This is a genomic window from Actinomadura macra NBRC 14102, assembly GCF_001552215.1.
Taxonomy (GTDB): domain Bacteria; phylum Actinomycetota; class Actinomycetes; order Streptosporangiales; family Streptosporangiaceae; genus Spirillospora; species Spirillospora macra.
Genome location: NZ_BCQT01000002.1, coordinates 496,345 through 519,865, shown reverse-complemented (window position 1 = coordinate 519,865; position 23,521 = coordinate 496,345). Strand labels below are relative to the sequence as shown.

24 protein-coding genes and 1 tRNA gene are annotated in these 23,521 nt (G+C 68.9%); 17 read left to right on the top strand and 8 right to left on the bottom strand.

Features of this window, described 5'->3' with window-relative positions:
* Positions 1 to 386 precede the first annotated feature (386 nt).
* Positions 387 to 1,121, top strand: coding sequence for a class I SAM-dependent methyltransferase (locus AMA02S_RS03680; protein WP_067451427.1), 735 nt, complete (start codon positions 387 to 389; stop codon positions 1,119 to 1,121).
* A gap of 71 nt (positions 1,122 to 1,192) precedes the next feature.
* Positions 1,193 to 1,366 (top strand): hypothetical protein, encoded by a 174-nt coding sequence (locus tag AMA02S_RS41305; protein WP_174550926.1) that lies wholly within the window; start codon positions 1,193 to 1,195, stop codon positions 1,364 to 1,366.
* 385 nt (positions 1,367 to 1,751) lie between these two features.
* Here AMA02S_RS41305 and AMA02S_RS03675 read toward each other — a convergent pair whose 3' ends face one another.
* Positions 1,752 to 2,327 carry a Uma2 family endonuclease gene (locus AMA02S_RS03675; RefSeq protein ID WP_169806766.1) on the bottom strand — a complete coding sequence of 192 codons (576 nt, stop codon included), beginning with the start codon at positions 2,325 to 2,327 and terminating at the stop codon, positions 1,752 to 1,754.
* Between the two features lie 1,322 nt (positions 2,328 to 3,649).
* Here AMA02S_RS03675 and AMA02S_RS03670 point away from each other — a divergent pair.
* Positions 3,650 to 4,312 (top strand): HAD family hydrolase, encoded by a 663-nt coding sequence (locus AMA02S_RS03670; RefSeq protein WP_067451421.1) that lies wholly within the window; start codon positions 3,650 to 3,652, stop codon positions 4,310 to 4,312.
* Here AMA02S_RS03670 and AMA02S_RS45335 read toward each other — a convergent pair.
* Positions 4,293 to 5,567 carry an NsdA family TPR-like regulatory protein gene (locus AMA02S_RS45335; protein ID WP_067451418.1) on the bottom strand — a complete coding sequence of 425 codons (1,275 nt, stop codon included), beginning with the start codon at positions 5,565 to 5,567 and terminating at the stop codon, positions 4,293 to 4,295. The two genes, AMA02S_RS03670 and AMA02S_RS45335, sit on opposite strands and share 20 nt — an antisense overlap.
* 532 nt (positions 5,568 to 6,099) lie before the next feature.
* Here AMA02S_RS45335 and AMA02S_RS03660 point away from each other — a divergent pair.
* From AMA02S_RS03660 to AMA02S_RS03610, 11 genes are all read left to right on the top strand, one after another.
* A complete protein-coding gene (locus AMA02S_RS03660; RefSeq protein WP_157430353.1) occupies positions 6,100 to 6,456 on the top strand; it encodes a hypothetical protein in 357 nt (118 codons plus the stop codon).
* A gap of 187 nt (positions 6,457 to 6,643) precedes the next feature.
* A complete protein-coding gene (locus AMA02S_RS03655) occupies positions 6,644 to 6,877 on the top strand; it encodes a hypothetical protein (RefSeq protein ID WP_067451411.1) in 234 nt (77 codons plus the stop codon).
* 1 nt (position 6,878) lies between these two features.
* Positions 6,879 to 7,418 (top strand): helix-turn-helix domain-containing protein, encoded by a 540-nt coding sequence (locus AMA02S_RS03650; protein WP_067451409.1) that lies wholly within the window; start codon positions 6,879 to 6,881, stop codon positions 7,416 to 7,418.
* Between the two features lie 63 nt (positions 7,419 to 7,481).
* Positions 7,482 to 8,213: a GntR family transcriptional regulator gene (locus AMA02S_RS03645; RefSeq protein WP_067451406.1), complete on the top strand. Its 732-nt coding sequence runs from the start codon at positions 7,482 to 7,484 to the stop codon at positions 8,211 to 8,213.
* A gap of 125 nt (positions 8,214 to 8,338) precedes the next feature.
* Positions 8,339 to 8,752 carry a plasmid replication, integration and excision activator gene (locus AMA02S_RS03640; RefSeq protein WP_067451403.1) on the top strand — a complete coding sequence of 138 codons (414 nt, stop codon included), beginning with the start codon at positions 8,339 to 8,341 and terminating at the stop codon, positions 8,750 to 8,752.
* Complete coding sequence (locus tag AMA02S_RS03635) at positions 8,752 to 9,033, top strand: hypothetical protein (protein ID WP_067451400.1); 282 nt, start codon at positions 8,752 to 8,754, stop codon at positions 9,031 to 9,033. The genes AMA02S_RS03640 and AMA02S_RS03635 overlap by 1 nt, the downstream gene beginning before the upstream one ends.
* The gene (locus AMA02S_RS03630) at positions 9,030 to 9,317 is read left to right on the top strand and encodes a hypothetical protein (RefSeq protein WP_067451398.1); all 288 of its coding nucleotides are present in this window, start codon (positions 9,030 to 9,032) and stop codon (positions 9,315 to 9,317) included. The genes AMA02S_RS03635 and AMA02S_RS03630 overlap by 4 nt, the downstream gene beginning before the upstream one ends.
* Before the next feature lie 86 nt (positions 9,318 to 9,403).
* Positions 9,404 to 10,870 carry an FtsK/SpoIIIE domain-containing protein gene (locus tag AMA02S_RS03625; RefSeq protein ID WP_067451396.1) on the top strand — a complete coding sequence of 489 codons (1,467 nt, stop codon included), beginning with the start codon at positions 9,404 to 9,406 and terminating at the stop codon, positions 10,868 to 10,870.
* Positions 10,867 to 12,558 carry a replication initiator gene (locus AMA02S_RS03620; protein WP_084264492.1) on the top strand — a complete coding sequence of 564 codons (1,692 nt, stop codon included), beginning with the start codon at positions 10,867 to 10,869 and terminating at the stop codon, positions 12,556 to 12,558. The genes AMA02S_RS03625 and AMA02S_RS03620 overlap by 4 nt, the downstream gene beginning before the upstream one ends.
* Positions 12,555 to 12,803: an excisionase family DNA-binding protein gene (locus AMA02S_RS03615; RefSeq protein ID WP_245667331.1), complete on the top strand. Its 249-nt coding sequence runs from the start codon at positions 12,555 to 12,557 to the stop codon at positions 12,801 to 12,803. Before AMA02S_RS03620 ends, AMA02S_RS03615 begins: the two co-directional genes overlap by 4 nt.
* Complete coding sequence (locus tag AMA02S_RS03610) at positions 12,803 to 13,984, top strand: tyrosine-type recombinase/integrase (RefSeq protein WP_067451391.1); 1,182 nt, start codon at positions 12,803 to 12,805, stop codon at positions 13,982 to 13,984. The genes AMA02S_RS03615 and AMA02S_RS03610 overlap by 1 nt, the downstream gene beginning before the upstream one ends.
* A 73-nt stretch (positions 13,985 to 14,057) precedes the next feature.
* Here the strand turns inward: AMA02S_RS03610 and AMA02S_RS03605 are convergent.
* A tRNA-Gly gene (locus AMA02S_RS03605) sits at positions 14,058 to 14,128 on the bottom strand.
* Positions 14,129 to 14,216: 88 nt separating this feature from the next.
* Between AMA02S_RS03605 and dcd the strand changes: the two genes are divergently transcribed.
* A complete protein-coding gene (dcd, locus tag AMA02S_RS03600; protein WP_067451388.1) occupies positions 14,217 to 14,792 on the top strand; it encodes a dCTP deaminase in 576 nt (191 codons plus the stop codon).
* Between the two features lie 2 nt (positions 14,793 to 14,794).
* Here dcd and AMA02S_RS03595 read toward each other — a convergent pair whose 3' ends face one another.
* The gene (locus AMA02S_RS03595; protein WP_067451386.1) at positions 14,795 to 15,550 is read right to left on the bottom strand and encodes a ZIP family metal transporter; all 756 of its coding nucleotides are present in this window, start codon (positions 15,548 to 15,550) and stop codon (positions 14,795 to 14,797) included.
* Between the two features lie 309 nt (positions 15,551 to 15,859).
* Complete coding sequence (locus AMA02S_RS03590; RefSeq protein WP_067451383.1) at positions 15,860 to 17,974, bottom strand: (Fe-S)-binding protein; 2,115 nt, start codon at positions 17,972 to 17,974, stop codon at positions 15,860 to 15,862.
* Between the two features lie 259 nt (positions 17,975 to 18,233).
* Here AMA02S_RS03590 and AMA02S_RS03585 point away from each other — a divergent pair, with 259 nt between their 5' ends.
* Complete coding sequence (locus AMA02S_RS03585) at positions 18,234 to 18,827, top strand: TIGR03086 family metal-binding protein (protein WP_067451380.1); 594 nt, start codon at positions 18,234 to 18,236, stop codon at positions 18,825 to 18,827.
* A gap of 20 nt (positions 18,828 to 18,847) precedes the next feature.
* Here AMA02S_RS03585 and AMA02S_RS03580 read toward each other — a convergent pair whose 3' ends face one another.
* A complete protein-coding gene (locus AMA02S_RS03580; RefSeq protein WP_067451378.1) occupies positions 18,848 to 20,056 on the bottom strand; it encodes an acetyl-CoA C-acetyltransferase in 1,209 nt (402 codons plus the stop codon).
* Positions 20,057 to 20,179: 123 nt separating this feature from the next.
* On the opposite strand from AMA02S_RS03580, the gene AMA02S_RS03575 reads away from it, so the two are divergent.
* A complete protein-coding gene (locus AMA02S_RS03575) occupies positions 20,180 to 21,733 on the top strand; it encodes a 3-hydroxyacyl-CoA dehydrogenase (protein WP_067451376.1) in 1,554 nt (517 codons plus the stop codon).
* 11 nt (positions 21,734 to 21,744) lie between these two features.
* Here the strand turns inward: AMA02S_RS03575 and AMA02S_RS03570 are convergent, their stop codons facing one another.
* Together AMA02S_RS03570 and AMA02S_RS03565 are read right to left on the bottom strand one after the other, a co-directional pair.
* Entirely contained in the window at positions 21,745 to 22,824 is a 1,080-nt protein-coding gene (locus AMA02S_RS03570; protein WP_067451373.1) for a CU044_5270 family protein, read from the bottom strand.
* 2 nt (positions 22,825 to 22,826) lie between these two features.
* Positions 22,827 to 23,426 (bottom strand): RNA polymerase sigma factor, encoded by a 600-nt coding sequence (locus AMA02S_RS03565; protein WP_067451371.1) that lies wholly within the window; start codon positions 23,424 to 23,426, stop codon positions 22,827 to 22,829.
* Between the last annotated feature and the right edge of the window lie 95 nt (positions 23,427 to 23,521).

Genomic DNA, 23,521 nt, shown 5'->3' with positions numbered 1-23,521 from the left:
GCAAGCGCCACATCGGTAGTACCGCCACCCTGAACTTCCGTCCAGCCACCAAACGCCTGGCCATCAGCAGCAGAGTTCACGTAGATACTGTTGTCCCCCATGGGTTCCCTCCTGTTGTCGTTAGTCCGTGCAGGGCCGACGACTCGATTGCCATGGCACCGATGAAGATGACCATCAGTGCATTTCGCCCGCTTTGGACCGTTGTGCACCGCAAGTGGAGCCCTGCCCGCGGCACAGCCATCGCCACCTCAACGCCAGGCCAAAATGGTGTGGTGGCGGCTCGATCCCGGTAACGGATGGTGCCAGCAGGAGCGGCGAGCTGGTCGGCGGTGGACCAGTGCGTAGTAGCCAGCGCCCGAGCGGCCGGTTCGTGGCAGAGTGGCGGGATGTCTGGCGCGCGGTACGGGATGGATGCGCCCTACGGGTTCGGCTTCGTGGGCCTGGTCGTGCTGGGGTTCTGGGTGACCGGGCTGGTGATGGCGGTCACCGCCGATCTGGCCGCCGCGCTGCCCGCGCTGGTCTCCGGCACCCTGCTGGCGGGATGCCTGGCCCTGAGCCTGCACGCCACGCTGCGCGGCAAGTTCCTGGTCTGGCGGGACGTGCTGGAGGGGCTGGACCTGCGTGGCGACGAACGGCTGCTCGACCTCGGCTGCGGACGCGGCGCCGTCCTGTTGGCCGCAGCCCGGCACCTCCCGCAGGGCGAGGCGGTCGGCGTGGACCTGTGGCGCGGACGGGACCAGTCCGGCAACACCCCGGCGGCGACCCTGCGCAACGCCCGCGCCGAAGGCGTCGCCGACCGCGTCCACGTGCAAGGGGGTGATCTGCGCAGACTCCCGTACGCGGAGGCAAGCTTCGACCTGGTCGTGTCCAGCCTGACGGTGCACACCATCTTCGGCGCGGACGCCCGCGCCCAAGCGATCGCCGAGGCATACCGGGTGCTGCGGCCGGGCGGCCGCCTGCTGATCGCCGACCTGGCGCGGACCCCCCGCGAGTACGCCGCGGTGCTGGCCCGGCTGAACGCCCAGGACATCCGCGTGCGCGGCCTCGGCTGGCGCGCATGGTGGGGCAGTCCGTGGGTCCCGACCCGCCTGCTCACCGCCCGCAAACCAGCCACCCCCTGAACACACCTGTCGGCACGATCCAGGCCCCATGACCACCTGGCGTCCGACGGCTGGCTGAGCTGATGAATCGGATGGGCCACTCGTCCGCGCGGGCCGCGCAGGTCTACCTGCACGCGCGGCGGGAGCGGGACCAGGAGATCGCCTCGTCGCTCGGCAAGATCGCCGCGGGGGAACTCAAGAAGACAAGCAGCGCAAGAAGCGCCGCAAGCCCAAGGAATCGGGCACGTAGCGGGCACCGTGGCTGATGAACAGAAGAGGCCCAGAGTCGGCGATGATTCACTGGACCGGGCCTTCGTGGTGGGAGCGGGTGCCGGGAATCGAACCCGCGCTGTCAGCTCGGTAACCAGTGCGAACTAGGCCGTCCCCCTCCCTGACCTGGCGTTCGTCCGTTCCGCAGGTGACCGCGAGTGCCCCTCATTGACCGCTCTTAATGGCAGGCTAATGGCATGGCACCGTACCTACTGACCTGTGCATCCTCAGGCCTGATCGAAACAGCGACAGCACCCGATCATCCGACGTCAAGCGGACCCGAAGTCGGGCCCCGGCTACGGCCGAGGAGCGGAAGCCACGCGGCAGCGGTTGTCGCGCCCCAGGTGGGTGTCCTGGCGGACTGCAATGCGCTACATGGTTTCAGCGTTCGCGCACGGCCTTGAGATCGATGTCGAGGGCGAAGGGCTGGGTCACAGTGATCCGGTCGTGGTGCACGCCGGTGGCAACATATCCGCCGCTGGCATCGTCCAGCTCATAGGTGTAGACCGCGAACGCCGGTGCGGTCTGGTCGGTCTCCACACGCCAGTAGTGTCTGATGCCGGCTCCCGCGTACAGGGCCGGTTGCATCCGCCGGTCCTTATGCTTGGTCGACGGGGACACCACCTCGGCGACGAGGGTGACCGACTCGGCATGGATAGGACGTTCATAGGGGTCGTGCTCGGTCGAGTACACGACGATGTCGGGTGCGATCTCGACCGGTTCTACCTCGTCGTCGTCCAGCAGCACGTCCACATCCGTGTCCACCTGCCAGGCGTCGGGAGCGGCGTCTTCGATGCGGGTCGCCAGGCGCCGCGCGATGCGCTGGTGGATCGGGCGGGGCCGTGGGCTCACGACAAGTTCTCCGTGGATGAGGCTCACGCGTACTGGGAGGTCTTCGGGCAGCGCCTCGTAGTCCGTTCGGGTCCACGTGTCACCGGACGGCAGGGGGAGAGTCATCGCGGGCATGGCTCCTGGTGCCTCCGGTCGGGGTCGGTACTGGTACACCTAGAGTACCTTCGGCGCATCTTCCCGGGCCTTCGCCATGACGGTTGCCCAGCGCAAGTCTCAGGCTCCTTCCTCGCCCAGGGTCAGGAAGGAGGCTGAGTGGTGAGGGACAGACGGTCGCATGAACAACCTCTGATGCCGATCGCCTAGCTGTCCGCTGATCGCACGGCTGGCACGCGTACCTGAAAGATCAAGGCCCAGCACCGGAGACCGCGCTTCCTGGCCTGGGCCTGTGTGGTGGGAGCGGGTGACGGGAATCGAACCCGCGCTGTCAGCTTGGGAAAACTCATCCAAGATCAGCGATCACCTGCGACGGCGCTGACCTGGCCCTATGCACGAGTCTCCCCGTTGACGACCGTACGCGCCCGTGATCGTCCGCTCTGACGGGCACGCAACGGGCACGCAACGGGAGCGCCGAGACGGGCTGAACGGGAACGATTGAGGTTGGCGAACCGTCCAACGTGAGCGTTGCAATCACGAGGAGGTAGGTAGTGAAGCCAGGAAGCGACCGACCGCGCGCCGTTGCTGTCCTCCTCGCTGCTTTCTGTGCGGTGGTCGCGACCATGGCCGGGTATGCCGATGACCCGATGGCTCAGGCGGCGCTGACCGCCCTCGTGGGCGTTTCAAGCGCGGTCGCTGCTATAGCGGGCTCTCAAAAAACCTCAACTTCAGTACGGACGTATCGAAGTGACGGCGATGCCTGGCCCATTACCTCTCTCAAAAAAACCAGCTGACTTGTGCAGCGCTGCACAACTCTGCCTGATCTTCCCGTCTGCCGTCGTCCCGCGCTCCGCGCTGCCTGGCCAGGGCCCCCTCCCGGACGATCGCAGACCAGCTCAACCACAAGCCGGGGTGCTCATTCGCGCGAACGGCGAGAAGGTGTGACAGACCGTTTCGCGCGAAGGAGTGCTCCGGGGCGCGGGGGTTTGGGGGCGGTGGAGCCCCCAAAGGCACACTCGATCAAGCGTCCTGGCGCAGGGGCCGGCTGTTGTCAGGCGGCGGCGCGTTCCCCGTGACTGCGGTTGGCCAAGGGGCTGGGCGGGGTGGCGCGATGCGCGGCCGTCCGGGCCGCCGGTCGGTGACCGGCGCCCACGCCGCACGCGCCGACCGGCGGAGCCGGGCGGCCGGGGCGACGACGCGAGCGGCGCCGCCCCCTTGATCTCAAATGCCCAATTCGGCAACGATCACGAGTCGCGCGGAGGTTGCGGGGCTGAGGGTCCCGTGCGTGGGGGCGTCTGGCTGGGGGCGCTGCCCGGCTTCGTAAGCTGTGCGGCATGGCGATCAAGGCTGTGGTGTTTGACGTGGGCGAGTGCCTGGTGAATGAGTCCACTGAGTACGGGACGTGGGCGGATTGGCTCGGTGTCCCCCGGCATACTTTCTCGGCGATGTTCGGGGCGATCATTGCTCGTGGCCTGGACTATCGGGAGACGTTCCAGATCTTCCAGCCGGGGTTCGACCTGGCCGAGCAACGCGAGGAGCGGGTGAAGGCGGGACGGCCGGAGAGCTTCGGGGAGGATGATCTGTATCCGGACGTGCGTCCCGCGCTGGCCAAGCTGCGTGATGGTGGGCTGTGGATCGGGATCGCGGGCAATCAGACCGTTCGGGCTGGTGGCATTCTGCGGTCGCTCGATCTTCCCAGTGACTTGGTCGCCACATCGGACGATTGGGGTGTGTCCAAGCCTGACCCCGGGTTCTTCCGTGCTGTGGTGGAGGCGGCCCCGTGTGAGGCTCACGAGATCCTTTACGTGGGTGACCGGCTGGACAACGACATTCGGCCGGCGGTTGTCTCGGGTCTGAAGACGGCGCTGATCCGGCGTGGGCCGTGGGGGATCATTCAGCAGGACGACCCGGAAGCCGACAGTCTTCCGACGATGCGGATCGATTCGCTGTCTGAGCTTCCGGGCCGTGTCGCTGTGTTCAACGCTGAAGGGCGCTGAGGGTGGTCCGCCATCCGTAGAGACGATCATCCAGGCGGCGAACGCACTCGGTGTCCGCCCATGGCTGGAGGGAGCGCCGAACCTGGTTCACGCGGTCCATCCCGGTCGCGTACCAGGTGATGGCCAGCTGATCGAGGGCCTGTTCTGCGTAGGAGCAGGCAGCGGTGGGGTTGTCCAGTGCGATTTCGACAGCGGAGAGGTCGCCGAGGATGACTGAGCGCTGTTTGCTGTTGGAGTCACCGAGATCGGCCAGGACGCTCAATAGTGTTGCCTTGGCTTGGGCGGGCTGTCCTGCTTTGAGCTGGGTGTCTCCCTTGAAGGCGGCGAGGCTGACCGGTGAGAACCAGTTGAACCACTCGGGTGAGGCGTACTGGCTGCCTTCGCGCAACACCGACTCGGCGTGGTTGATGAGACGGAGCGCTTCGCGCGGGTGGCCGCATCGGGTTTCGCATTCCGCTTCAACGGCATCGAGCCATGCTTGAAACTCGGCGGACGCTTGACCGCGTCTGGCGTAGGTGCGGGCGGCGCGCATCCGTTCGGCTGCGTCGTCGCGTCGTCCGTCCCATCCAGGGATGAATGCCGCGTGCGCCAGGATTGCCGCGCCTAGGAGGGGGGCGTCCGCCTCTCCCGCGGCTTGAAGGGCTCGGACATAGGTCCCGTCGGCCTCGTCGGCCTGTCTGAGGTCGAAGAACTCGATGCGGCCGAGCAGCAGCAGCGACTCGGCTAGCGCCGTGGCGAGGATGCGGCGCGGGACGCCGGTGGTCTCCCCCAGGAGTTGTGTGCCCAACTTGGTGTGTTCCGCGACGGTGGGATGTAGTTGTGTCGGTTGGACGCTGAAATATAGGCGACGAAGAGCGCCGTTGATCGCCGCAAAGTCGGCCCCGACGGTCGCCGGTTGGACGGCGTTGGCTGCCTGCGGCAGAGGCAGGGTTGCGCCAGTTGGCGAAGGCGAGGACGTGGCGACCGGCCTTGAACCGGTCGCACCGGGTTCCTGTCGAGGGTCCCATGGCGGGGTGAATCCGAGTTGCTCCATGGGGAGTTGGAGCACATGAACCAAGAGGCGCTGATGGTCTGCCCTTGGCCATGGCGGGTCGGCGGACTCCCAGCGACGCACCTGGCGGACGCTCACCTGCATATGGCCCAACCCAATGAGTGGAGCGGCCCTCGTCAAGGCATCGGCGAGGGCCTGTTGAGACGGGTATCCGAGATGCTGTCGTGCTGCTTTGAGTCGAATGTTGCCGGTCGGGCGCGGCATGTCGTCACCTCTCCTAGTCACGTGTCTTCCACCTTGACCGTATCCCCTAGAAGGACTTCAAGGGGACGAACTACCCTCCGTCCACGATGAAGAGACCTCCTAACGTCCTCTAAGAGACCTCATATGGACCTTCGTTCGGCCCTTCTCGTCCGCCACCCTTGAGGCAGCCAGTTCGGCTCGAAGAGGTAGGCGAGGCGAGATGAGCAACGGAACGGCCGATTGCGCGCGACCCCAGGGGCGCGCGACGGAGGCGAATGACCAGGACCCGTGCGTTGCCTGCATGGGGCGCGAGTGGTCGTGGGTGTCGTCTCGGGTTGACCTGCTGGTGGTGCGTCGTGATTCCGGGCGTGCGCCGGAGCGGCGGCGGGAGCCGTGCGTGATGTGCGGCGGGGGCAGCCGGGCCGAGGTGGCGTAACAGGCCGCAGGGTCAGCGGTGGGCGCGGGTGGCTGTTCTTCGTCCGGTTTCCCTGGTGTTGCTGGGGAGGAGACGGCTCCTCTGCCGCTGGCCCTGCTTTTCCGGGAGGTGATGGACGTGGGTGAGGCACATGCTCGGGCCGCCGCTGAGCGAGCGCGGCTGAACCGGGGCCTGAACTCCGCGGTCGGTGAGCGCCGGTTGCACCTGGCCGCGCTGGACGCGGTGATCGGCACCGCCCACGAGTCGCTGACGTGCTGGCTGGTGAACGGGCTTGAGGGTTTACCGGTGCTGCGGGTGAGCCGTGCGGGTGCGGGCTCGCGGTCGGTGGATGTGGGATGTGAGGCGGTGGGGAGCCGGTGGTGGTTCCTGCTGTCGGGGTCGGGCCAGGGCGTGGTTCCGGTGGATGAGGTCGACCGGGCGCCGGCGCTGCTGGTGCGTCTGATCGACCGGACTGCCGGTGAGGGAGAGCAATGATCACCTGGCGGCTGGAGGAGGACGGCAACCTTCAGCACGACGTGGTGGGTTCCGGGCTGCGGTGTCTGCTGTGCGGCTGTGTCTGGGTCGGGAGACGGCGCCGGGTGCGGGGGGCCAGGGTGCGTGGCTGGTGGCGGTGTCGCCGGTGCGGTGGTGTGAGCTGCCGTGGTCGCCGTAGGGCCCGTTTGTGGGGGCGTCGGTGACCGGCGGGCCGACAGATCAGACGGTGGTGGAGGATCTCTACCAACGCGCGGTGATCCGGGTGTACGGGCCGTGGCTGGACTCAGATGTCCCCCCGCCGGTGGAGCGGCGCCGTGCGGCTGCCCGTGTCGAGCACGCGCGGACCGTCCTCGCGCTGCATGGCGTGGACCTGGCCCAACCCCAGTTGCCGCTGATCCGATTCAACCCCCAGGGAAAGTGACATGGCAGGCCAGGGCGCCGCGAGAGAAGCTGGCAGGCAGCAAGAGCCGTTCGATTGGCACTGTGACGAGTGGTACTACGCGCTGCGGACGGTGGCGCCTGCGGAGGCGGCGCGGAGTCTGCGGGTGTCGACTCAGACGCTTCGCCGGTGGGCCGAGCGGGGCCATGTGCGTGCCTGGGGGCTGGACCATGACGGGACGCGCGGCCGGACGCTGAGGTACTCATCTGAGGACGTGCGGGCGTTGGCGGTGTTGCTCGCGCCGGTCACGGCGCCGCACTTTCGGGATGTTGTGCGGGTACATGAGCCATTCGCCGCGTATCCGCCGGTGACCGATGACGGGGGCTGGTCCGATCACCGGGTGTTGACGGAGGCGGTGGTCTTGGTCGCCAACGCTTATGAGAAGGCGTTGTGGCGGGTGGCGGAGTTGGATCGGCGGCAACTCTGCGACATCACGGCGGGGGCGACGCGCGAGCTTGCTCAGGAGTTGAAGGCGGCTGCGCTGCTGCGGGGAACCGGTGCGGGGAGCGACGCCGGGGCGTGACAGCGCGGTGGGATGTCTGGTTTCCTGGTCCTACTCGTGTTGTCGAGCTGTGGATAGGCCAAGATGTCGGATGACGCTGCGTACGCCCCGAAGTATGTCCGGATCATGGAGACACTGCGTCGCCGGATCAAGGACGGAACCTACCCGGTGGGTGAGCCCATCCCCTCTGAGGCGATGCTGGGCAAGGAGTTCGGGGCCTCCCGTCCCACGGTGGTGCGTGCTCTCAATGAGATGCAGTTGTTGGGTGAGATCCAGCGCGAGCATGGGCGCGGCACGTTCGTGAAGGCGTCGGCGTCCTCTGGTGCCTTGCAGAACACTCGTCCGGGGTTGGCGGTGCTGGATCGTCAGGAGACCGATGCCTCGGTTCGGGTCCTTCGGGTCGGTCGTGAGGCGGCTCCGGGCTCGGTGGCGTTGCTGCTGGGCCTGGCGGACTCGGCGCCGGTGCATCTGCGGCGGTATGTGGCTCTGTATGACTCCATCGCCAGTGAGCTGGTGTCGTTGTGGGCTCCGCTGGATGTGGCGCGGGCGTCGGGGCTGGATCAGCAGGGGCCGTTGACGGTTCCGGTCCGCCAGCTGCTCACGGCCCGGACCCGGGAGCGGCTGATCCGGGTGGATGAGCGTCTGCGGTCGCGGCGTCCCACCGGTGACGAGCGGGAGGCGTTGGGGTTGGCTGAGGGTGAGCCGGTCTTGGCGGTGTTGGGTTCGGTGGTGGACTCCACCGGCCGGACGGTGCTGGTGGTGGAGGTCGTGCTGCCGGGGTCGCTGCATGTGCTGGAGGAAAGCTACGGGTTGTGACGTAGCTCACTCGACAAGTCGTCTTACACTCCTTGAAGTTCGCCTCTGGTCGCGTACGCTGTCGTTATCGACAACTCGATAAGGCGAGTTGTCGTCAGGTAGATCGATCGACAGGGAGTTTCGTGATGGCGATTCTGGGGCGTATCCCGGTGGAGTTCGGGGCGGTGTTCCCGCACGGGGTGTTCGCGACGGGTCCGGCCGAGCCGCTGGAGAACTTCGACACCAAGCGGCAGGACACCGACAAGGAGAACGGCCTGCCGGTGTGGGTGGTCGACGTCTACGACGCCGACCCGGCGGCGGGTCACAAGGCGTCGGCGATCCGGGTGAAGGTGGCCGCGCAGGTGTGCCCGGTGCTGCCCGACCCCTCCTACGGGCCGTTCCGGCCGGTGGAGTTCGGCGGGTTGACCGTCACCCCGTATGTGGAGGAGACGGGGCGTCGTCCACGGGTGGCGTACTCGTTCCGGGCGCGGGAGGTCCGCCCCGCGAGCGGCGGTGCGGGTAAGGCGGGTCGGGCGTCCGGTGACAAGGCGGCTGCGTGATGGCGCGCGGGACGGGCGGGCGGACCTCGGCGCTGTCGCTGCCGATCGACTCCACCGCAACCTCGGAGTTCCGGGCGTTCCGTTCGCGGACGCCGTTGTTCACGGTGTCGGCGGGCCGGGTGCTGGTCACTCTGACGCTGCCGGAGCGGCTGCACGCCGGTGATGTGGAGTTCGCGCGGTCACTGGCCGAGCAGGCGGCGGCGTACGCGGTGGAGGTCGAGCGGCTGTACCGCTCCGGTCGTCGCCCCTCGGGCCGGACGGTCGGGAAGGGGGCAGCATGACCTCCCGCTCGTCCTGGGGCTCGGTGTCGGTGCACCTGGGGGCGGACGCGATGATCCGCTGCTGCACCTACACCGACGCGGCGCCGATCCTCACGCTGTCCAGCGATGGATTGTCGGTGGCAGTGACCGGCGCAGGCGGTGATGCGGTGTCGGCGGTGGACGTGGACAACGCGCGGCTGCTGCTGAGGGCGGCGCAAACCTTCCTGGCCGAGTGCGAGCGGCTGCACGCCCTCGCCTCCACCGCTGACGCCGCTGGCCCTTCGGCCGCTGCTGCGGCGGCCTAGATCAGGTGGGGCGGCTGGAGCTGGTACCTCCGGCCGCCCCGCTTCTCTCCCCAACACATCCCATGAAGTGAAGAGGTGACCAGGGTATGTCCTGGGAGTTCCGCAAGCTCGGACCCGGCGAGAACGTCGCCGTCGAAGCACAGACCGACCCCTTCGCCGCACCCAAATGGGCCCCGCCGGTGTGGCACATGCCTGAGGGCCTGGTCCTGCTCGTCAACCTGGTCCGCGGCCTGGTGCGGACGGTGGTGTTCCTGGTCCGCAACATCGTCCCGGTCACCGTGGCCGGCGGGCTGGGCTGGCTCGGCGTCCGCTACGGCTGGGCCGTCCCCCTCCTCGTCCTGGTCCTCGTCGGGATCGGGGTCGGAGTGTGGGCGGGGGTGGACCGTCCCTCCTTCGTCCGCTACCTGGCTCGTCCGGGGCAAGCTCGGTGGCGGCTGGCGATGGTGTACCGGCGTGACTGGCAACCCGTCCTGGTCACCGCTGGACTCACCAAGACGCACAAGGGCCGCGAATACCTGCCGTCGCTGGTGCGGGTCCGCTGCGGCCCGGCCTCGGACCGGGTGCTGGTCCGGATGCTCAAAGGACAGGCACCCGACGCCTGGGAGCGGGTCGCGGTCAACCTCGCGCACGGCTTCGGCGCCACCCTGGTCCGCGTCCGGGAAGGGGACCGTCCGGGACGGATCTGGCTGGAGTTCGTCCGACGTGACGCCCTCGCCGTCCCCATCCCCGCACTGCCCATCCCGGACGCTGCCGAGGTGGACCTGTCGGCGTTGGAGATCGGACGGGTCGAGGACGGTTCGCCGTGGCGGTTGCGGCTGCTCGGTACCCATGTGCTGATCGCGGGTGCGACGGGGGCGGGGAAGGGGTCGGTGATCTGGTCGACCGTCCGCGCGGTGCTGCCGCTGATGCTGGGCGGGCTGGTGGAGGTCTGGGCGGTCGACCCCAAGCGGATGGAGCTGTCGTTCGGGCGGGCGCTGTTCGAGCGGTACGGGCGTTACAGCGATGATCCCAAGGGCGGCATGGTCGAGCTGCTGGAGGCGGCGGCGCAGGACATGAACGCCCGTGCCGAACGGTTCGCGGGCGTGACCCGCTCGTTCACCCCGACGCGTGAGCATCCGTTCCGGGTTGTGGTGGTGGATGAGCTGGCGTTCCTGACCGCCTACTGCCCCGAACGCGACCTGCGCAAGCGCGCCGAATCAGCCCTGGCCGTGCTCACTTCACAAGGCCGGTCGGTGGGGTACTGCGTGATCGGCGCACAGCAGGACGCACGCAAAGAGGTCAACAACCTGCGCAACCTGTTCCCCGACCGGATCGCCCTGCGCCTGGACGAAGACGAACAGGTCGACATGATCCTCGGCGACGGTGCCCGCGACCGGGGCGCCCTGGCCGACCAGATCTCATCCATCCCGCACATCGGCGCCGGGGTCGGGTTCGTCCGGCTGGAGACCACACCCGACCCGGTCCGCGTCCGCGCGGCCTACGTCGGCGACGACGACATCCGCGCCATGGTCACGCTCGGTGTGCCGGAGCTGGACGCCGGGGAGGCGGCATGACACAGCTCTGTCTGGACGGCTCGAATGCGCCTGCGGCCGAGAGCCCGGAACCCGAACCTGGTGCGGTGGTCAAGACGCTGCCTCCGCTGGCGCGCGGGGTGCTGGAGGCGGTCGCGGTCGAACACGGCGTGTGCATCCGGCCTGTCCCCATGCGGCGCGTCGACCTGACCACCGGCGACTCCGAGGTGGTCTACGTCCCGTGCAACCACACCCTCCAAAGCGTCTGCCCCTCGTGCGCCGAACGCAAGCGCAAACTCCGCGCGGTGCAATGCAACCAGGGCTGGCACCTGACCGAAGAACCCGTCATCACACGGGCTGACCCGGACGCGCACCAGCGGGCGCTGATGGGGCTTCGGGCGCGGGCCCAGACCGAACGTGATCACGCGGCTGAGATCGGTTCCTCGCATGGGGAGGGGGTGGAGTTCTGGGAGGGGGTGGTGCGGGAACTGGATGTGGAGATCGAACGCTCGGGCGTGCGAGGCACCCTGAAGACGAGCGAGGATGCCAGGGGCCGGCGGACCCGGTCCACTCGTCGGCGCCAGGACGCACCGGACCTGCCTCGGCGGCCGGTGGACTCCCGCACCGTGGGGAAGGTGTTTCGGGGCCGTGACGGTAAGACGTTCCGGCCGTCGATCTTCTTGACCCTGACGCTGGACTCCTATGGGCGGGTGCGCTCGGACGGAACGCCGGTCGACCCGGCCGCCTACGACTACACGCGGGCCGCGCGGGACGCGCTGCATTTCTCCAAGCTGGTGGACCGGTTCGTGCAGAACCTCCGCCGGTTCGTCGGCTACGACGTGCAGTACTTCGCGACCGTCGAGCCGCAACGGCGGTTGGCGCCGCACCTGCACATGGCGATCCGCGGAACCATCTCCCGCACTGAGTTGCGTCAGGTGGTGGCGGCGACCTATCACCAGGTGTGGTGGCCCTCGACCGATCGGGTTGTCTACGAGGGGGATCGGCTGCCGGTCTGGGACCAGGCCGCGGGCGAGAGCGGCGGCTATGTCGACTCGGCAACCGGCGTGGTGCTGCCCACCTGGGATGACGCACTGGACGAGCTGGGCCAGGACGAGAACACCGAACCCTTGCATCTGCTGCGGTTCGGACGCCAGATCGACGCACAAGGCGTCATGGCCGACACACCCCAGTCCCGAAAGCTGATCGGCTACCTCACCAAGTACCTGGTCAAGGGCGTCGCCGAATGCCACCGAGCCGACACCGGTCCGCAGCGTGAGCACGTCGACCGGATGGCCGAGACGCTCCGCTACGAACCGTGCTCCCCGACGTGCGCGAACTGGCTGCGCTACGGCATCCAGCCCAAGAACCCCCGGCGGGGGATGGCTCCGGGGTTCTGCAAAGGCAAAGCCCACCGGCGCGAACACCTGGGTTACGGCGGGCGCCGTGTGCTGGTCTCGCGCAAGTGGTCGGGCAAGACCCTGGCCGACCACAAAGCCGACCGCAAAGCCTGGGTGCTCGCGCGGCTGGCAGAGGCCGGAATCCCCGTGATCAACCCGACCGACCCGAACACCGTCTACGTCTGGGAACGCGCCGGACCCGCCGACCCCGACGTCAAGCCCATCGAACGACGCCTCCAACTCCTGATCACCGAACGACTCACACGACACGCCCAACTCGATCAAGCAACCCAGCCCACTTCGGATCTTTCGGCAACTGCGGAGGCAGCGTGACCGGTAGGCGTAAGAACTTGACGGACCTCGACCCTGATGACCGTCTCCTGACCTACACCCAAGCGGCTGGGGTGCTCAACACCACTCCGCGCTTCCCCCGGCGTCTGGTGGAGGAACGGCGCATCCGCTTCGTCAAGGTCGGGCGGTTCGTCCGTATCCCCGAATCCGCGCTCCGAGAGTTCATCGCGGCCGGTCTCGTCGAGCCGATCACTCTTCGCGGCAAGCACGCAAGGAGGGCTGCCTGATGGCTGGCAAGCGACGCTTCGGGCGCGTTCGGCAACTTCCCTCCGGACGCTGGCAAGCCCGTTACCCGGGACCAGACGGCAGAGATCACAACGCTCCGCACACCTTCCCCCGCAAGAAGGACGCGGAACAGTGGCTCACCCTCAAAGAGGCGGACCTCAAGCGGGGTGACTGGTTCGACCCTGCGGCCGGTGCCATCCCGTTCGCCGTCTACGCGGCCGATTGGGTCGAAGAACGGGAGTTGAGCCCGAAGACGGTCCAGCTCTACGAACTGCTGTTGCGCCTCCACCTCAACCCGACGTTCGGAGAGACGCACATCAGTGACGTCCGTCTGGAGGATGTTCGGAGGTGGCGGGCGTCCCGTCTTAAGGCGGGTCCAAAGAGCAAACCATCCTTCGGGCCGGTGACGGTGGCCAAGGCGTACCGGCTCCTCCGGGCGGTCCTCAACACGGCAGTGCAAGACAAGCGCATCAAGGAGAACCCGTGTCAGATCCCTGGCGCCGATCGGGAGTCGAGCCCAGAACGGCCAGTACTGAGCGTGGCCGAGGTCTTTCGGATCGCTGAGGCGATCGCCCCTCGCTACCGGGCCCTGGTGCTCCTCGCGACTTTCGGCAATCTGCGTTGGGGCGAGCTGGCGGGTCTCCGGCGCAAGAACCTCGATCTGGACGCGGCAACGGTCCGCGTGGACGAAACCGTGTACGAGTTGGGTCCCCTGGTGAAAGGAACGCCCAAGTCGGAGGCCAGCCGGCGGAAGGTCGTGATCCCTGATCTGATCATCCCGGACCTGCGGAGGCACCTGAACGAGTACGCCCAACCAGGCTCGGCCGGGTTCGTGTTCGTCGGTGTCCGGGGCGGTCAGCTCCGGCGCAGCAACTTCTCCAAGCCTTGGGCGCGGGCACTGGAGAAGGCGGAGTTGGAGGTCGGGGAGATCCATGTGCATGACCTTCGGCACACCGGTAACACGTTCGCGGCCGAGTCGGGTGCTTCACTGGCCGAGATGATGAGCCGGATGGGCCACTCGTCCACGCGGGCAGCGCAGGTCTACTTGCACGCGCGGCGGGAGCGTGATCGGGAGATCGCTTCCACGCTCGGGAAGATGGCCGCGCGCGAACTCAAGAAGGCGAAGAAGGCCGAGAAGCGCCGGAAGGGGCCGGGAGGCTCCGGCGAGACATCGGGCACGTAGCGGGCACGGCGGGCGATGAACGCGAAAGGCCCAGCGTCAGTGATAGGTCACTGGCCTGGGCCTTTGTGGTGGGAGCGGGTGACGGGAATCGAACCCGCGCTGTCAGCTTGGGAAGCTGAAGTTCTACCATTGAACTACACCCGCGTGGGGCGGTGTGGGTGCCCGCCGCCCGGTCATCGTACCGGATAGTCGGTGTGCGCGTGCGGGTGGTGGGGACGGTAGCTTTTCTGACGTGCTGCTCTCCGATCGCGACATCAGGTTCGAGCTCGAGTCCGGGCGAGTGAAGATCGACCCGTATGAGCCGGGGATGGTCCAGCCGTCCAGTGTGGACGTGAGGCTGGACCGGTACTTCCGGGTGTTCGAGAACCACAAGTATCCGCACATCGATCCGGCCGTGGAGCAGAGCGATCTGACGCGGCTGGTGGAGGTGGAGGCGGACGAGGCGTTCGTGCTGCATCCGGGGGAGTTCGTGCTCGCGTCGACGTACGAGGTGTTCGGGTTGCCGGACGATCTGGCCGCGCGGCTGGAGGGGAAGAGCTCGCTGGGACGGCTGGGGCTGCTCACGCACTCGACGGCGGGGTGGATCGATCCGGGGTTCGGGGGGCATGTGACGCTGGAGCTGTCGAACGTGGCGACGCTGCCGATCAAGTTGTGGCCGGGGATGAAGATCGGGCAGATGTGCCTGTTCAGGACGAGCTCGCCGGCGGAGTATCCGTACGGGTCGGAGAAGTACGGGTCGCGGTACCAGGACCAGCGGGGGCCGACGCCGTCCAGGTCGTATCTCAACTTCCATCGGACCCGGGTCTAGCGTCAGCCTGCGACGCCGACGCTGAAGACCACGGCGAGCAGGCCGAGCCCGGTGGCGCAGAGCGTCATCACGCGGGGGTGGCCGCTGTGCGCCTCGGGCAGGATCTCGGCGGCGGCGAGGTAGAGCAGGACGCCGCCGAACACCCCGAGGTAGGGACCGAGGACCGCGTCCGGGACGGTCACCAGCAGCGTGAGCGCGGCCCCGACGATCGGGGCGGCGGCGTCGGCGAGCAGCAGGAGCATGGCGGGACGGCGGTCGTCGCGGTTCAGCGATGCGGCGGTGAAGGTGTTGAACCCGTCCGCGAAGTCGTGGGTGATCACGGCGAGGGCGACGAACACGCCGGTCTCCATCCCGGACTGGAAGCCGAGGCCGATGCTGAGGCCGTCCACCAGGCTGTGCCCGACGAGCGCGCACGCGGCGAGCAGCCCGGCCTTCCCTTGTGGTCCGCCGTGCGAGTGGCCGCCGGGGTGGTCGTGCGGGGCGTACTCGCCCTCGTGCCCGCGGTGAATCGCGACCGCCTGCTCCACCACGTGCAGCAGCAGGAACCCGCATGCGAAGCCGATCATCGGCGCGGGGACGCCGAAGACGAGGTCGTGGGTCATCTCCAGCGATTCGGGGATCAGGTCGAACGCCACGACGCCCAGCATCAGCCCGCCGGCCAGCCCGAGGACGAGGTGCCGGTGGTCGCGGACCCGCATCGCGGCGAGACCACCGGTGAGCGTCATCAGAAACGCCAGAAGGGACACGAGCACGGCCATCCCCGGTTAATACCAGTCCGGGGCCCTACAAAGCACCATGAACCGCTACAGAACGCTTGACTTCTCATGAAAACCCCGTGCATCACATGGCCCGGAATCATCAAAAAGCCACACCCGAAAATTCACCCCAGACACGCACATCCTGCCCTGCCCCGCGCGCCGCTTACCTCAGCCAGGGCAGTTGCGAGCCTGTGAGCAGCTGATCGCGTAGCGAGCCCTCTAGGACGAGCCGAAGCGATGCGGCGATCGCCGCAGGGCCCGCCGGAGGAGGGGCCGTCAAGGCCCGACCGCCAGGGGCCCTGCGCTGAACTACGCGCTCCCCTTGATGGAGCGGATCAGCAGTTGGGAGACGTCGACTACCTCCAGCGACTCCTTGGCGTCGCCTGAGTTCTTCTTCTCGTTGATGGCGTCGCCCAGCATGACGAGGCAGAACGGGCAGGCCGTCGAGACGGTGTCGGGGTCGGTCTCCAGTGCCTCGTCGACGCGCTCGGTGTTGATGCGCTTGCCGATGCGCTCTTCCATCCACATCCGCGCGCCGCCGGCGCCGCAGCAGAAACCGCGGTCCTTGTGCCGGTGCATTTCGCGCGTCCGGATGCCGGGGACGGTGGCCATGATGTCGCGCGGCTGCTTGTAGACCTTGTTGTGGCGGCCGAGGAAGCAGGGGTCGTGGTAGGTGATGTTCTCCTCGATCGGGGTGACCGGAGTGAGCTTGCCTTCCTCGACGAGGTGCGCGAGCAGTTGGGTGTGGTGGACGACCTCGTACTCCCCGCCGATCTGCGGGTACTCGTTGGCGAGGGTGTTGAAGCAGTGCGGGCAGGTCGCGACGATCTTCTTGGCGCCCGCCTCGTTCAGCGTCTCCACGTTCTGCTGGCCGAGCATCTGGAAGACGAACTCCATGCCGAGGCGGCGCGCGGGGTCACCGGTGCACGCCTCCATCGGGCCGAGGACGGCGAACTTCACGCCGGCGATGTGGAGCAGTTCGGCGACGGCCTTGGTCGTCTTCTTGGCGCGGTCCTCCAGGGCGCCGGCGCAGCCGACCCAGAAGAGGTACTCGGTGTCCTCGGGGAGCTTCTCGTCGACGACCTGGACCTCGAAGTCCAGTTCCTCGATCCAGTCGAGGCGCTTCGTCTCGGACATGCCCCACGGGTTGCCCTTGTTCTCCAGGTTCTTCAGCATGACGCCGGCCTCGGACGGGAACGAGGACTCGATCATGACCTGGAAGCGGCGCATGTCCAGGATGTGGTCGATGTGCTCGATGTCGACCGGGCACTGTTCGACGCAGGCGCCGCAGTTGGTGCATGACCAGAGGACGTCGGGGTGGATGACGCCGTCCTCGGCGACGAGTTCCTTGTCGACCTGCATGGCGAGCTTCTGCTCGTCGGTGAACTTCTCGCGCTGCTCCTCGGACGCGGTGAAGTACGGCGCCTTGGCGAGGGCGTGGTCGCGCAGTTCCAGGACGACCATCTTCGGCGACAGGGGCTTGCCGGTGTTCCAGGCGGGGCACTGCGACTGGCAGCGGCCGCACTCGGTGCAGGTCGCCATGTCGAGGAAGCCCTTCCAGGTGAAGTCCTCGATCTTGCCGCGGCCGAAGACGTCCTCGTCGGGGTCGGCCTCCTCGAAGTCCAGCGGCTTGCCGCCCGACATCATCGGCTGGACGGCGCCGAGGCCGTCCGGGCGGCGCTTGAACATGACGTTCAGCGGCGCCAGGAAGATGTGCAGGTGCTTGGAGTGGACGACGAAGACCAGGAAGATCAGCGCGACCGCGATGTGCAGCAGCAGGCCGACGGACTCCAGCACTTCGAGGGTGTCATGGCTCAGCCCGTCGAACAGGTGGCCGACGGCGTAGGAGAAGTAGGCGGCCTTGCCGTAGTCCAGGTTGCCGCTGGCCCATTCGACGCCCCGGAAGAAGAACATCGTCCAGATCACGTTGAAGATCATGAAGAGGGTGATCCAGGCGCCGCTGAGGTGCGAGCCCTTGAAGCGGGATCGGCGGCCGATGCGCTGGGGGGAGTTCTTGACGCGGATCGCGGTGAAGGTGATCAGTCCGGCGGTGCAGGCGAGGGCGATGGTGTCCTGGACGAAGCCGATCGGGCCCCAGGTCTGTAGCCACGGGATGTGCTTGTCGAGCCCGAACAGCAGGGCGACGGCCGCCTCAAGGTAGACGGTGGCCAAAAGGAAGAACGCCCACATGACGGCGGCGTGCGCGGCGCCCGCGACCGACCATTTGAGCAGCTTGCGCTGGCCGAGAACTTCGGTGACCTGGCCTTCGATGTCGGCCTTCGGGTCACGTTTGACCTGGAGGACCCGTTCGGGGTCGGGCTGTCCGCTCTTGGCGATGGCGTAGAGGAACTGCACCCGCCGTCCGGCGAGCGCCAGCGCGACCGCGGTTCCGGCGAGTCCAATGACCAACGTGATCCAGAACACTGTTCCGTCCTCCTGGGGTACGGGCGATGGCAGTCAGCGTAAGGCTGGCGACAAACCGCACGTCATCCGGGGCCCGAATACTACTCGGCGGTAGCTTATGCGTCACACTCGCAGGTCAGCGGCAGACCGTCCCGCGGGGTCGCGCGACCACCCGCCCGCCGTTGACCATCCCCACACCTTAGAGATGAGGAGCGGCGATGAATATCGTGCGGCTTCGGAGTCCACTCACCAGGACCGGACGACCATCGAGGAGCGAAGGATGACCTCTGCACCCGACCTCGCGCCCGCCGCCCGGCGGCTGGGCCTCCTGCTCGCCGGCGTGCGCGACTCGCAGCTCACCGCGCCGACGCCCTGCGAGAACTACACGCTCGGGGACCTGATCGACCACGTGAACGGCCTCTCCATGGCCTTCACCTGGGCCGCCGCGAAGCACTGGCCGGACCTCCCGTCCGCACCGCCGTCCGGCGACGCCTCCCAGCTCGCCCCGGACTGGCGGACGCGCATCCCCGAGCAGCTCGACGCGCTCGCCTCGGCCTGGAACGACCCGTCCGCCTGGGAGGGCATGACCAAGGCCGGCGGTGTGGACCTGCCGGCCGAGGTCGCCGGACGGGTCGCGCTGAACGAGATCGTCGTTCACGGGTGGGACGTCGCCCGGGCGAGCGGGCAGCCCTACGAGGCCGAGCAGCGTGAGATCGATCTGTGCATGGACTTCGTGGGCGCGGCCGTCCAGGACGGCGACGCCGCGCCCGACGGCCTGTTCGGCGCCCCCGTCCCGACTCCGGACGACGCCCCGCCCCTCGACCGCATGATCGGCTTGACCGGACGCGACCCCGCCTGGGCCCCGCCCGTCTGATCAAGCCCGTCCGAATGGCGTCACACTCGTTCGAACACCGCCGCGAGGCCCTGGCCACCGCCGATGCACATGGTCTCCAGCCCGTAGCGGGCCTCGCGGCGGCGCATCTCGCGGGCGAGCGTCGCGAGGATGCGGGCGCCGGTCGCACCCACCGGGTGGCCGAGGGAGATGCCCGAGCCGTTGACGTTCACGCGGTCCCAGTCGTCGTCCTTCAGCCCCCACTCGCGGGCGACGGCCAGCACCTGCGCGGCGAACGCCTCGTTCAGCTCGATCAGGTCCATGTCGGAGAGGGACAGTCCCGCCGCCTCCAGCGCCTTGGCGGTGGCGGGCACCGGGCCGATGCCCATCGTGCGGGGCGGGACTCCGGCGCGTGCCCACGAGACGAGCCGGACGAGGGGCCGCAGCCCCAGCTCGGCGGCCCGCTCGGGGGTCGTGACGACGCACGCGGCGGCGGCGTCGTTCTGCCCGCTGGAGTTGCCCGCGGTGACGGTCGCGGCGTCGTCGGACTTGCCGAGGACGGGACGCAGCTTCGCCAGCTCTTCGACGGTGGTGTCGGGACGCGGGTGCTCGTCGGTGTCGACGACCGTGTCCCCCTTGCGCGACCGGACGGTCACCGGGACGATCTCCTCCGCGAAGACCCCCGACTGCTGGGCGGCGACCGCGCGCTGGTGGGAGCGGACGGAAAGCTCGTCCTGCTCCTCGCGGCCGATGCCGTACTCGCGGCGCAGGTTCTCGGCGGTCTCCAGCATCCCGCCCGGCACCGGGTGGCTCGCGCCGCCGGCCGTGACGCGGCCCCGGGCGAGCGAGTCGTGCAGGTTCAGGCCGGTGCCGCGGATGCCCCAGCGTGCCTCGGTCGTGTAGAAGGGCGCGCTGCTCATGCTCTCCGCGCCGCCGGCGATGATCACGTCGCTGACGCCGGTCTGGATCTGCATGGCGGCGTTGACGACGGCCTGGAGCCCCGATCCGCAGCGCCGGTCGATCTGCAGCCCGCCGACCTCGATGGGCAGCCCGGCGTCCAGCGCGGCGACCCGTCCGATGGCGGGGGCGTCGGACGTGGGGTAGCAGTGGCCGAGGATGACCTCGTCGATCGCGTCGCCGGGCAGCCCGGTCCGTTCGACCAGGGCCTTGATGACGGTGGCGGCGAGGTCCACGGGCGAGACGGTCGTGAAGACGCCGCCGAACCGGCCGATCGGGGTACGCAGCGGCTCGCAGATCACCGCGTCGCGCATGGTGTGCTCCTCAAAGTCCGGGTCAGGGGGGCTATTGGCAGGTTACGGCGTCGCTTTGACAGACCGGACGGCGGGCTTCCATCCAATGGACGGTTGAATGGGCGGACGAGCGAGGAGGCGGCTATGGAGCAGTGGGCGCGGCGGGTCTCGACGGTGCGGGTGATCGGCACTGGGGCGATGGGGCGTGGGATCGCGCAGTGGGCGGCGGCGGGCGGGCTCACGGTGGAGCTGGCCGACGTGCGGTTGGAGGCGGTGGCCGAGGCGGTGGAGTACGTCGGCGGGATGTTCGCCCGGCTGGCGGCGAAGGGACGGATGTCCGCCGACGACGCGGCTGCGGCCACGGCGCGGCTGCGGCCGGTCGGGGAGCCGCTCACGCCCTTCCAGAACTGCGATCTCGTGGTGGAGGCCGTCCGGGAGGACCTGGAGACCAAGCGGGAGTTGTTCGCGGCACTGGAGAAGGTCGTCCCCGAGCACACGGTCCTGGCGACCAACACCAGTTCGCTGCCGGTCACGGCGATCGGTGCGGCGCTGTCGGACCCGTCCCGGCTGGCGGGCCTGCACTTCTTCAACCCGGTCCCGCTGATGAAGCTGGTCGAGGTGATCCCCGGCGCGCGGACGGCGGGCTGGGTCACGGACGGGCTGGCGGAGCTCGTCCGGAGACTCGGCCACGCGCCCGTTCTCGCCCCGGACACGCCCGGGTTCCTGGTCAATCACGCCGGGCGCGGGCTGGTCACCGAGGCGTTGCAGATCCTGTCCGAGGGCGCCGCCGAGCCCGTGGACATCGACCGCATCGCGCGGGACGTTCTCGGGCTGAAGATGGGGCCGTGCGAGCTGCTCGACCTCACGGGGCTGGACGTGTCGCACCCGGTGATGGAGAGCATCTGGACGGGCTTCTACACCGAGCCGCGGTTCCGTCCGTCCCGTATCGCGCGTGCCCGGGTGGAGGCGGGGCTCCTCGGACGCAAGACGGGTCAGGGTTTCTACAAGTACGCGGACGGCGCCAAGCAAGAGCCGGCTGAGGTCACCGCGCCGGACGTGGAGGCGCGTCCGGTCTGGATCCACGACGGGGAGCCCGGTGTAAGGGAGGGGCTGGGGGCGCTGCTGTCCGAGGGTGGCGTGCAGGTCGAGTCCGGTAGCGAACCGTCCGCTGAGGCGATCGTGCTCGTGGCGCCGTTCGGACGGAGCGTCGTGGACGTCGCTCAGGGGTCGCCTGGTGGTCTTCCCCTTGAGCGCACCCTGGGCGTGGACCCGTTCGGTGGGTTCTTCACCCGCCTCACTCTTACCGTGCACCCCGGCGTCGACAGGGAGGCGGGGCGTGCGGCGCTCGCCGCCCTCATCGCGACAGGACGGGACGTGAGCGTCACCCGGGACGCGCCCGCGACCGTCGCGCAGCGGCTCCTTGCCTCGGTCGTGAACGTCGGCTGCGGCATCGCGGAACAGCGGCTCGCCGGCCCGGCGGACATCGACACCGCCGTCCGGCTCGGCCTCGGCTACTCGCGCGGACCGCTGGAGTGGGGGGACAACGTGGGTGCCGGGCGGGTGCTCGACCTCCTGCGCGGGCTGCACGCGGCGACCGGCGATCCGCGTTACCGTCCGAGCGCCTGGCTGGCCGAACGGGCGGCGCTCGGCCTCCCTCTCGTGGAGTCCGGCACCGTTCCGTCCGACCTGGCGGGCTGACGGGGTCCGCGTCAGGGAAGCGCGGGCACCCGCGGGCCGTCGTCGGTCCAGCCGACCTGGAGGTAGACGGTCACGCCGGACTTGCTCTTCAGCTTCGCCAGCTCACCGGTCTGCGCCACCGACTCCGTCAGGACGAGGGAGGTCTTCGGGTCGATCACCAGGCGGGTGACCGGGCGGCCGGCGCCGTCCTGCAGGACGAGGCCGATCCCCTTGCGTCCGCGCTCGTCGGCGGTCGGGCCGGTCACCTTGACGCCCGGCATGGTCGCCAGCGCCCGGTAGGCGGCTCCGCGCACCTTCGGGTGCGCGGGAATGTCCGCCAGCAGGCCCACCAGGCATTGCTGGACGAACCCGTTCTGCGCGTCGGCGGGCACCCGGCCGTCGTCGTTGTTCCGCATCGCTTTCACGACGGCGTTCTTGAGGGCGGCAGGCTCGGCGGGCAGCGCACGCACCTGCTTGTAGGACATCTCCTTGTCACACACGTTGAAGGTGTTCGACCCGGCGGTCTTGGTCACCCGACCGGGTTGGGGGGTGGCGTAGACGAAGATGTGGGCGCCGTCCACGGTGTCGCCCTTGCCGAGGTCCCACTTGACGGGCGAGCCGTCGCGCTTCCACGCCGCCGCGTCGGCCTGTGAGGAGGGGCGGGCGCCCACCTCGCGGAAGCCGGAACTGGAGCGCCCGCTGGGCTGGGTCCAGGTCTCGTCGACGAACCGCCGGTCCACCCAGTACCGGTTTCCCGCCGGCCCCACCTGGACGGGTCGGGTCATCATGATGCGCACGTGCCAGTACCGGCCGGTGGCGGGCGCCGCCTCGGCCTGTCTGGCCGCCGAGAGCAGCACCGCCTGGGCGGACATCGGACGGGCGTCCACGGGGTCGGGTGCGCGGGGAGAGGTTCCGGAGGACAACAGCAGCACACCCGCGACGCCCGCCGCGGTGGCGGCCAGGCCGATGCCCCCGAAGAGCGGCAGGCGCTGCAGCGCGGGACGGCGGCGCGGGTGGCGGATCTCCGTGGTGAGGCGGCGTCGCCCGGCGGCGGCGGCTTCGCCGGACGGGGGCTCGTCCAGCAGGGTGGCGATCATCTGGAACTCGTCCATGGTCACGGTCCTTCCGTGTCGAAAGCGTCTGGGGGCAGGTCGGCGCGCAGCTTCCTGCGCGCCCGGTTGAGGCGGGAGCCGACCGTCCCGTACGGGATACCGAGCACGGCGGCGATCTCCTCGTGCGAGAGCTGGCCGAGCGCCTTGAGGAGCACGACGTCGCGGTCCTTGCGCGACAGCGCCGCGAGCGCGCGGGCGAGCGCCGGCTGCATGCGCTCGGCGGTCACGGAGGCGGCGACGCTGTCCTCGTGGCCGCCGGGGTCGGGTTCGGGGCCGAGGCGGGCGAGTGCCTGGTAGCGGCGCGTCTCCACCCGCCTGTGCTGGGCGATCAGTTTGGTCGCGAAGCCGAACAGCCAGGGGCGGACGTCGCCGCGCGAGGGGTCGAACGTCGCCCGGCGGCGGAACGCGGCGAGGAACGTCTCGGCGACGACGTCGTCGGCGACCTCACGTCCGAGACGTCCCGCGACGTAGCGGTACACGGCGGGGAAGTGCCGGTCGTAGACGGCGGTGAAGAGCTCGGCGTCGCGCAGGGACGCGGCGACGAGCCCGGCGTCGTCCTCGCGGGTCCCGCCCGGCTGGGCGAGGTGGGGCGGGGCGGTCACCTGTCCGCCCCGCTGGTGGGGTCGGGCATGAAGAACCTCCGGGGGTCGGTGTCATCCTGTACTCCGCACCGTCCCCGGATCGCTTTCACGCGCGC

Excerpts from the sequence above, each read along its gene's own strand:
- AMA02S_RS03635 (WP_067451400.1), top strand. The coding sequence starts at position 8,752 with ATGGCGCGCGGGACGGGCGGGCGGACCTCGGCGCTGTCGCTGCCGATC.
- AMA02S_RS03640 (WP_067451403.1), top strand. The coding sequence starts at position 8,339 with ATGGCGATTCTGGGGCGTATCCCGGTGGAGTTCGGGGCGGTGTTCCCG.
- AMA02S_RS03570 (WP_067451373.1), bottom strand. The coding sequence starts at position 22,824 with ATGGACGAGTTCCAGATGATCGCCACCCTGCTGGACGAGCCCCCGTCC.
- AMA02S_RS03645 (WP_067451406.1), top strand. The coding sequence starts at position 7,482 with ATGTCGGATGACGCTGCGTACGCCCCGAAGTATGTCCGGATCATGGAG.
- AMA02S_RS03575 (WP_067451376.1), top strand. The coding sequence starts at position 20,180 with ATGGAGCAGTGGGCGCGGCGGGTCTCGACGGTGCGGGTGATCGGCACT.
- AMA02S_RS03595 (WP_067451386.1), bottom strand. The coding sequence starts at position 15,550 with ATGGCCGTGCTCGTGTCCCTTCTGGCGTTTCTGATGACGCTCACCGGT.
- AMA02S_RS03625 (WP_067451396.1), top strand. The coding sequence starts at position 9,404 with ATGTCCTGGGAGTTCCGCAAGCTCGGACCCGGCGAGAACGTCGCCGTC.
- AMA02S_RS03650 (WP_067451409.1), top strand. The coding sequence starts at position 6,879 with ATGGCAGGCCAGGGCGCCGCGAGAGAAGCTGGCAGGCAGCAAGAGCCG.
- AMA02S_RS03580 (WP_067451378.1), bottom strand. The coding sequence starts at position 20,056 with ATGCGCGACGCGGTGATCTGCGAGCCGCTGCGTACCCCGATCGGCCGG.
- AMA02S_RS03610 (WP_067451391.1), top strand. The coding sequence starts at position 12,803 with ATGGCTGGCAAGCGACGCTTCGGGCGCGTTCGGCAACTTCCCTCCGGA.
- AMA02S_RS03675 (WP_169806766.1), bottom strand. The coding sequence starts at position 2,327 with ATGACTCTCCCCCTGCCGTCCGGTGACACGTGGACCCGAACGGACTAC.
- AMA02S_RS45335 (WP_067451418.1), bottom strand. The coding sequence starts at position 5,567 with ATGCCGCGCCCGACCGGCAACATTCGACTCAAAGCAGCACGACAGCAT.
- AMA02S_RS03680 (WP_067451427.1), top strand. The coding sequence starts at position 387 with ATGTCTGGCGCGCGGTACGGGATGGATGCGCCCTACGGGTTCGGCTTC.
- AMA02S_RS03585 (WP_067451380.1), top strand. The coding sequence starts at position 18,234 with ATGACCTCTGCACCCGACCTCGCGCCCGCCGCCCGGCGGCTGGGCCTC.
- AMA02S_RS41305 (WP_174550926.1), top strand. The coding sequence starts at position 1,193 with ATGGGCCACTCGTCCGCGCGGGCCGCGCAGGTCTACCTGCACGCGCGG.
- AMA02S_RS03620 (WP_084264492.1), top strand. The coding sequence starts at position 10,867 with ATGACACAGCTCTGTCTGGACGGCTCGAATGCGCCTGCGGCCGAGAGC.
- AMA02S_RS03630 (WP_067451398.1), top strand. The coding sequence starts at position 9,030 with ATGACCTCCCGCTCGTCCTGGGGCTCGGTGTCGGTGCACCTGGGGGCG.
- AMA02S_RS03670 (WP_067451421.1), top strand. The coding sequence starts at position 3,650 with ATGGCGATCAAGGCTGTGGTGTTTGACGTGGGCGAGTGCCTGGTGAAT.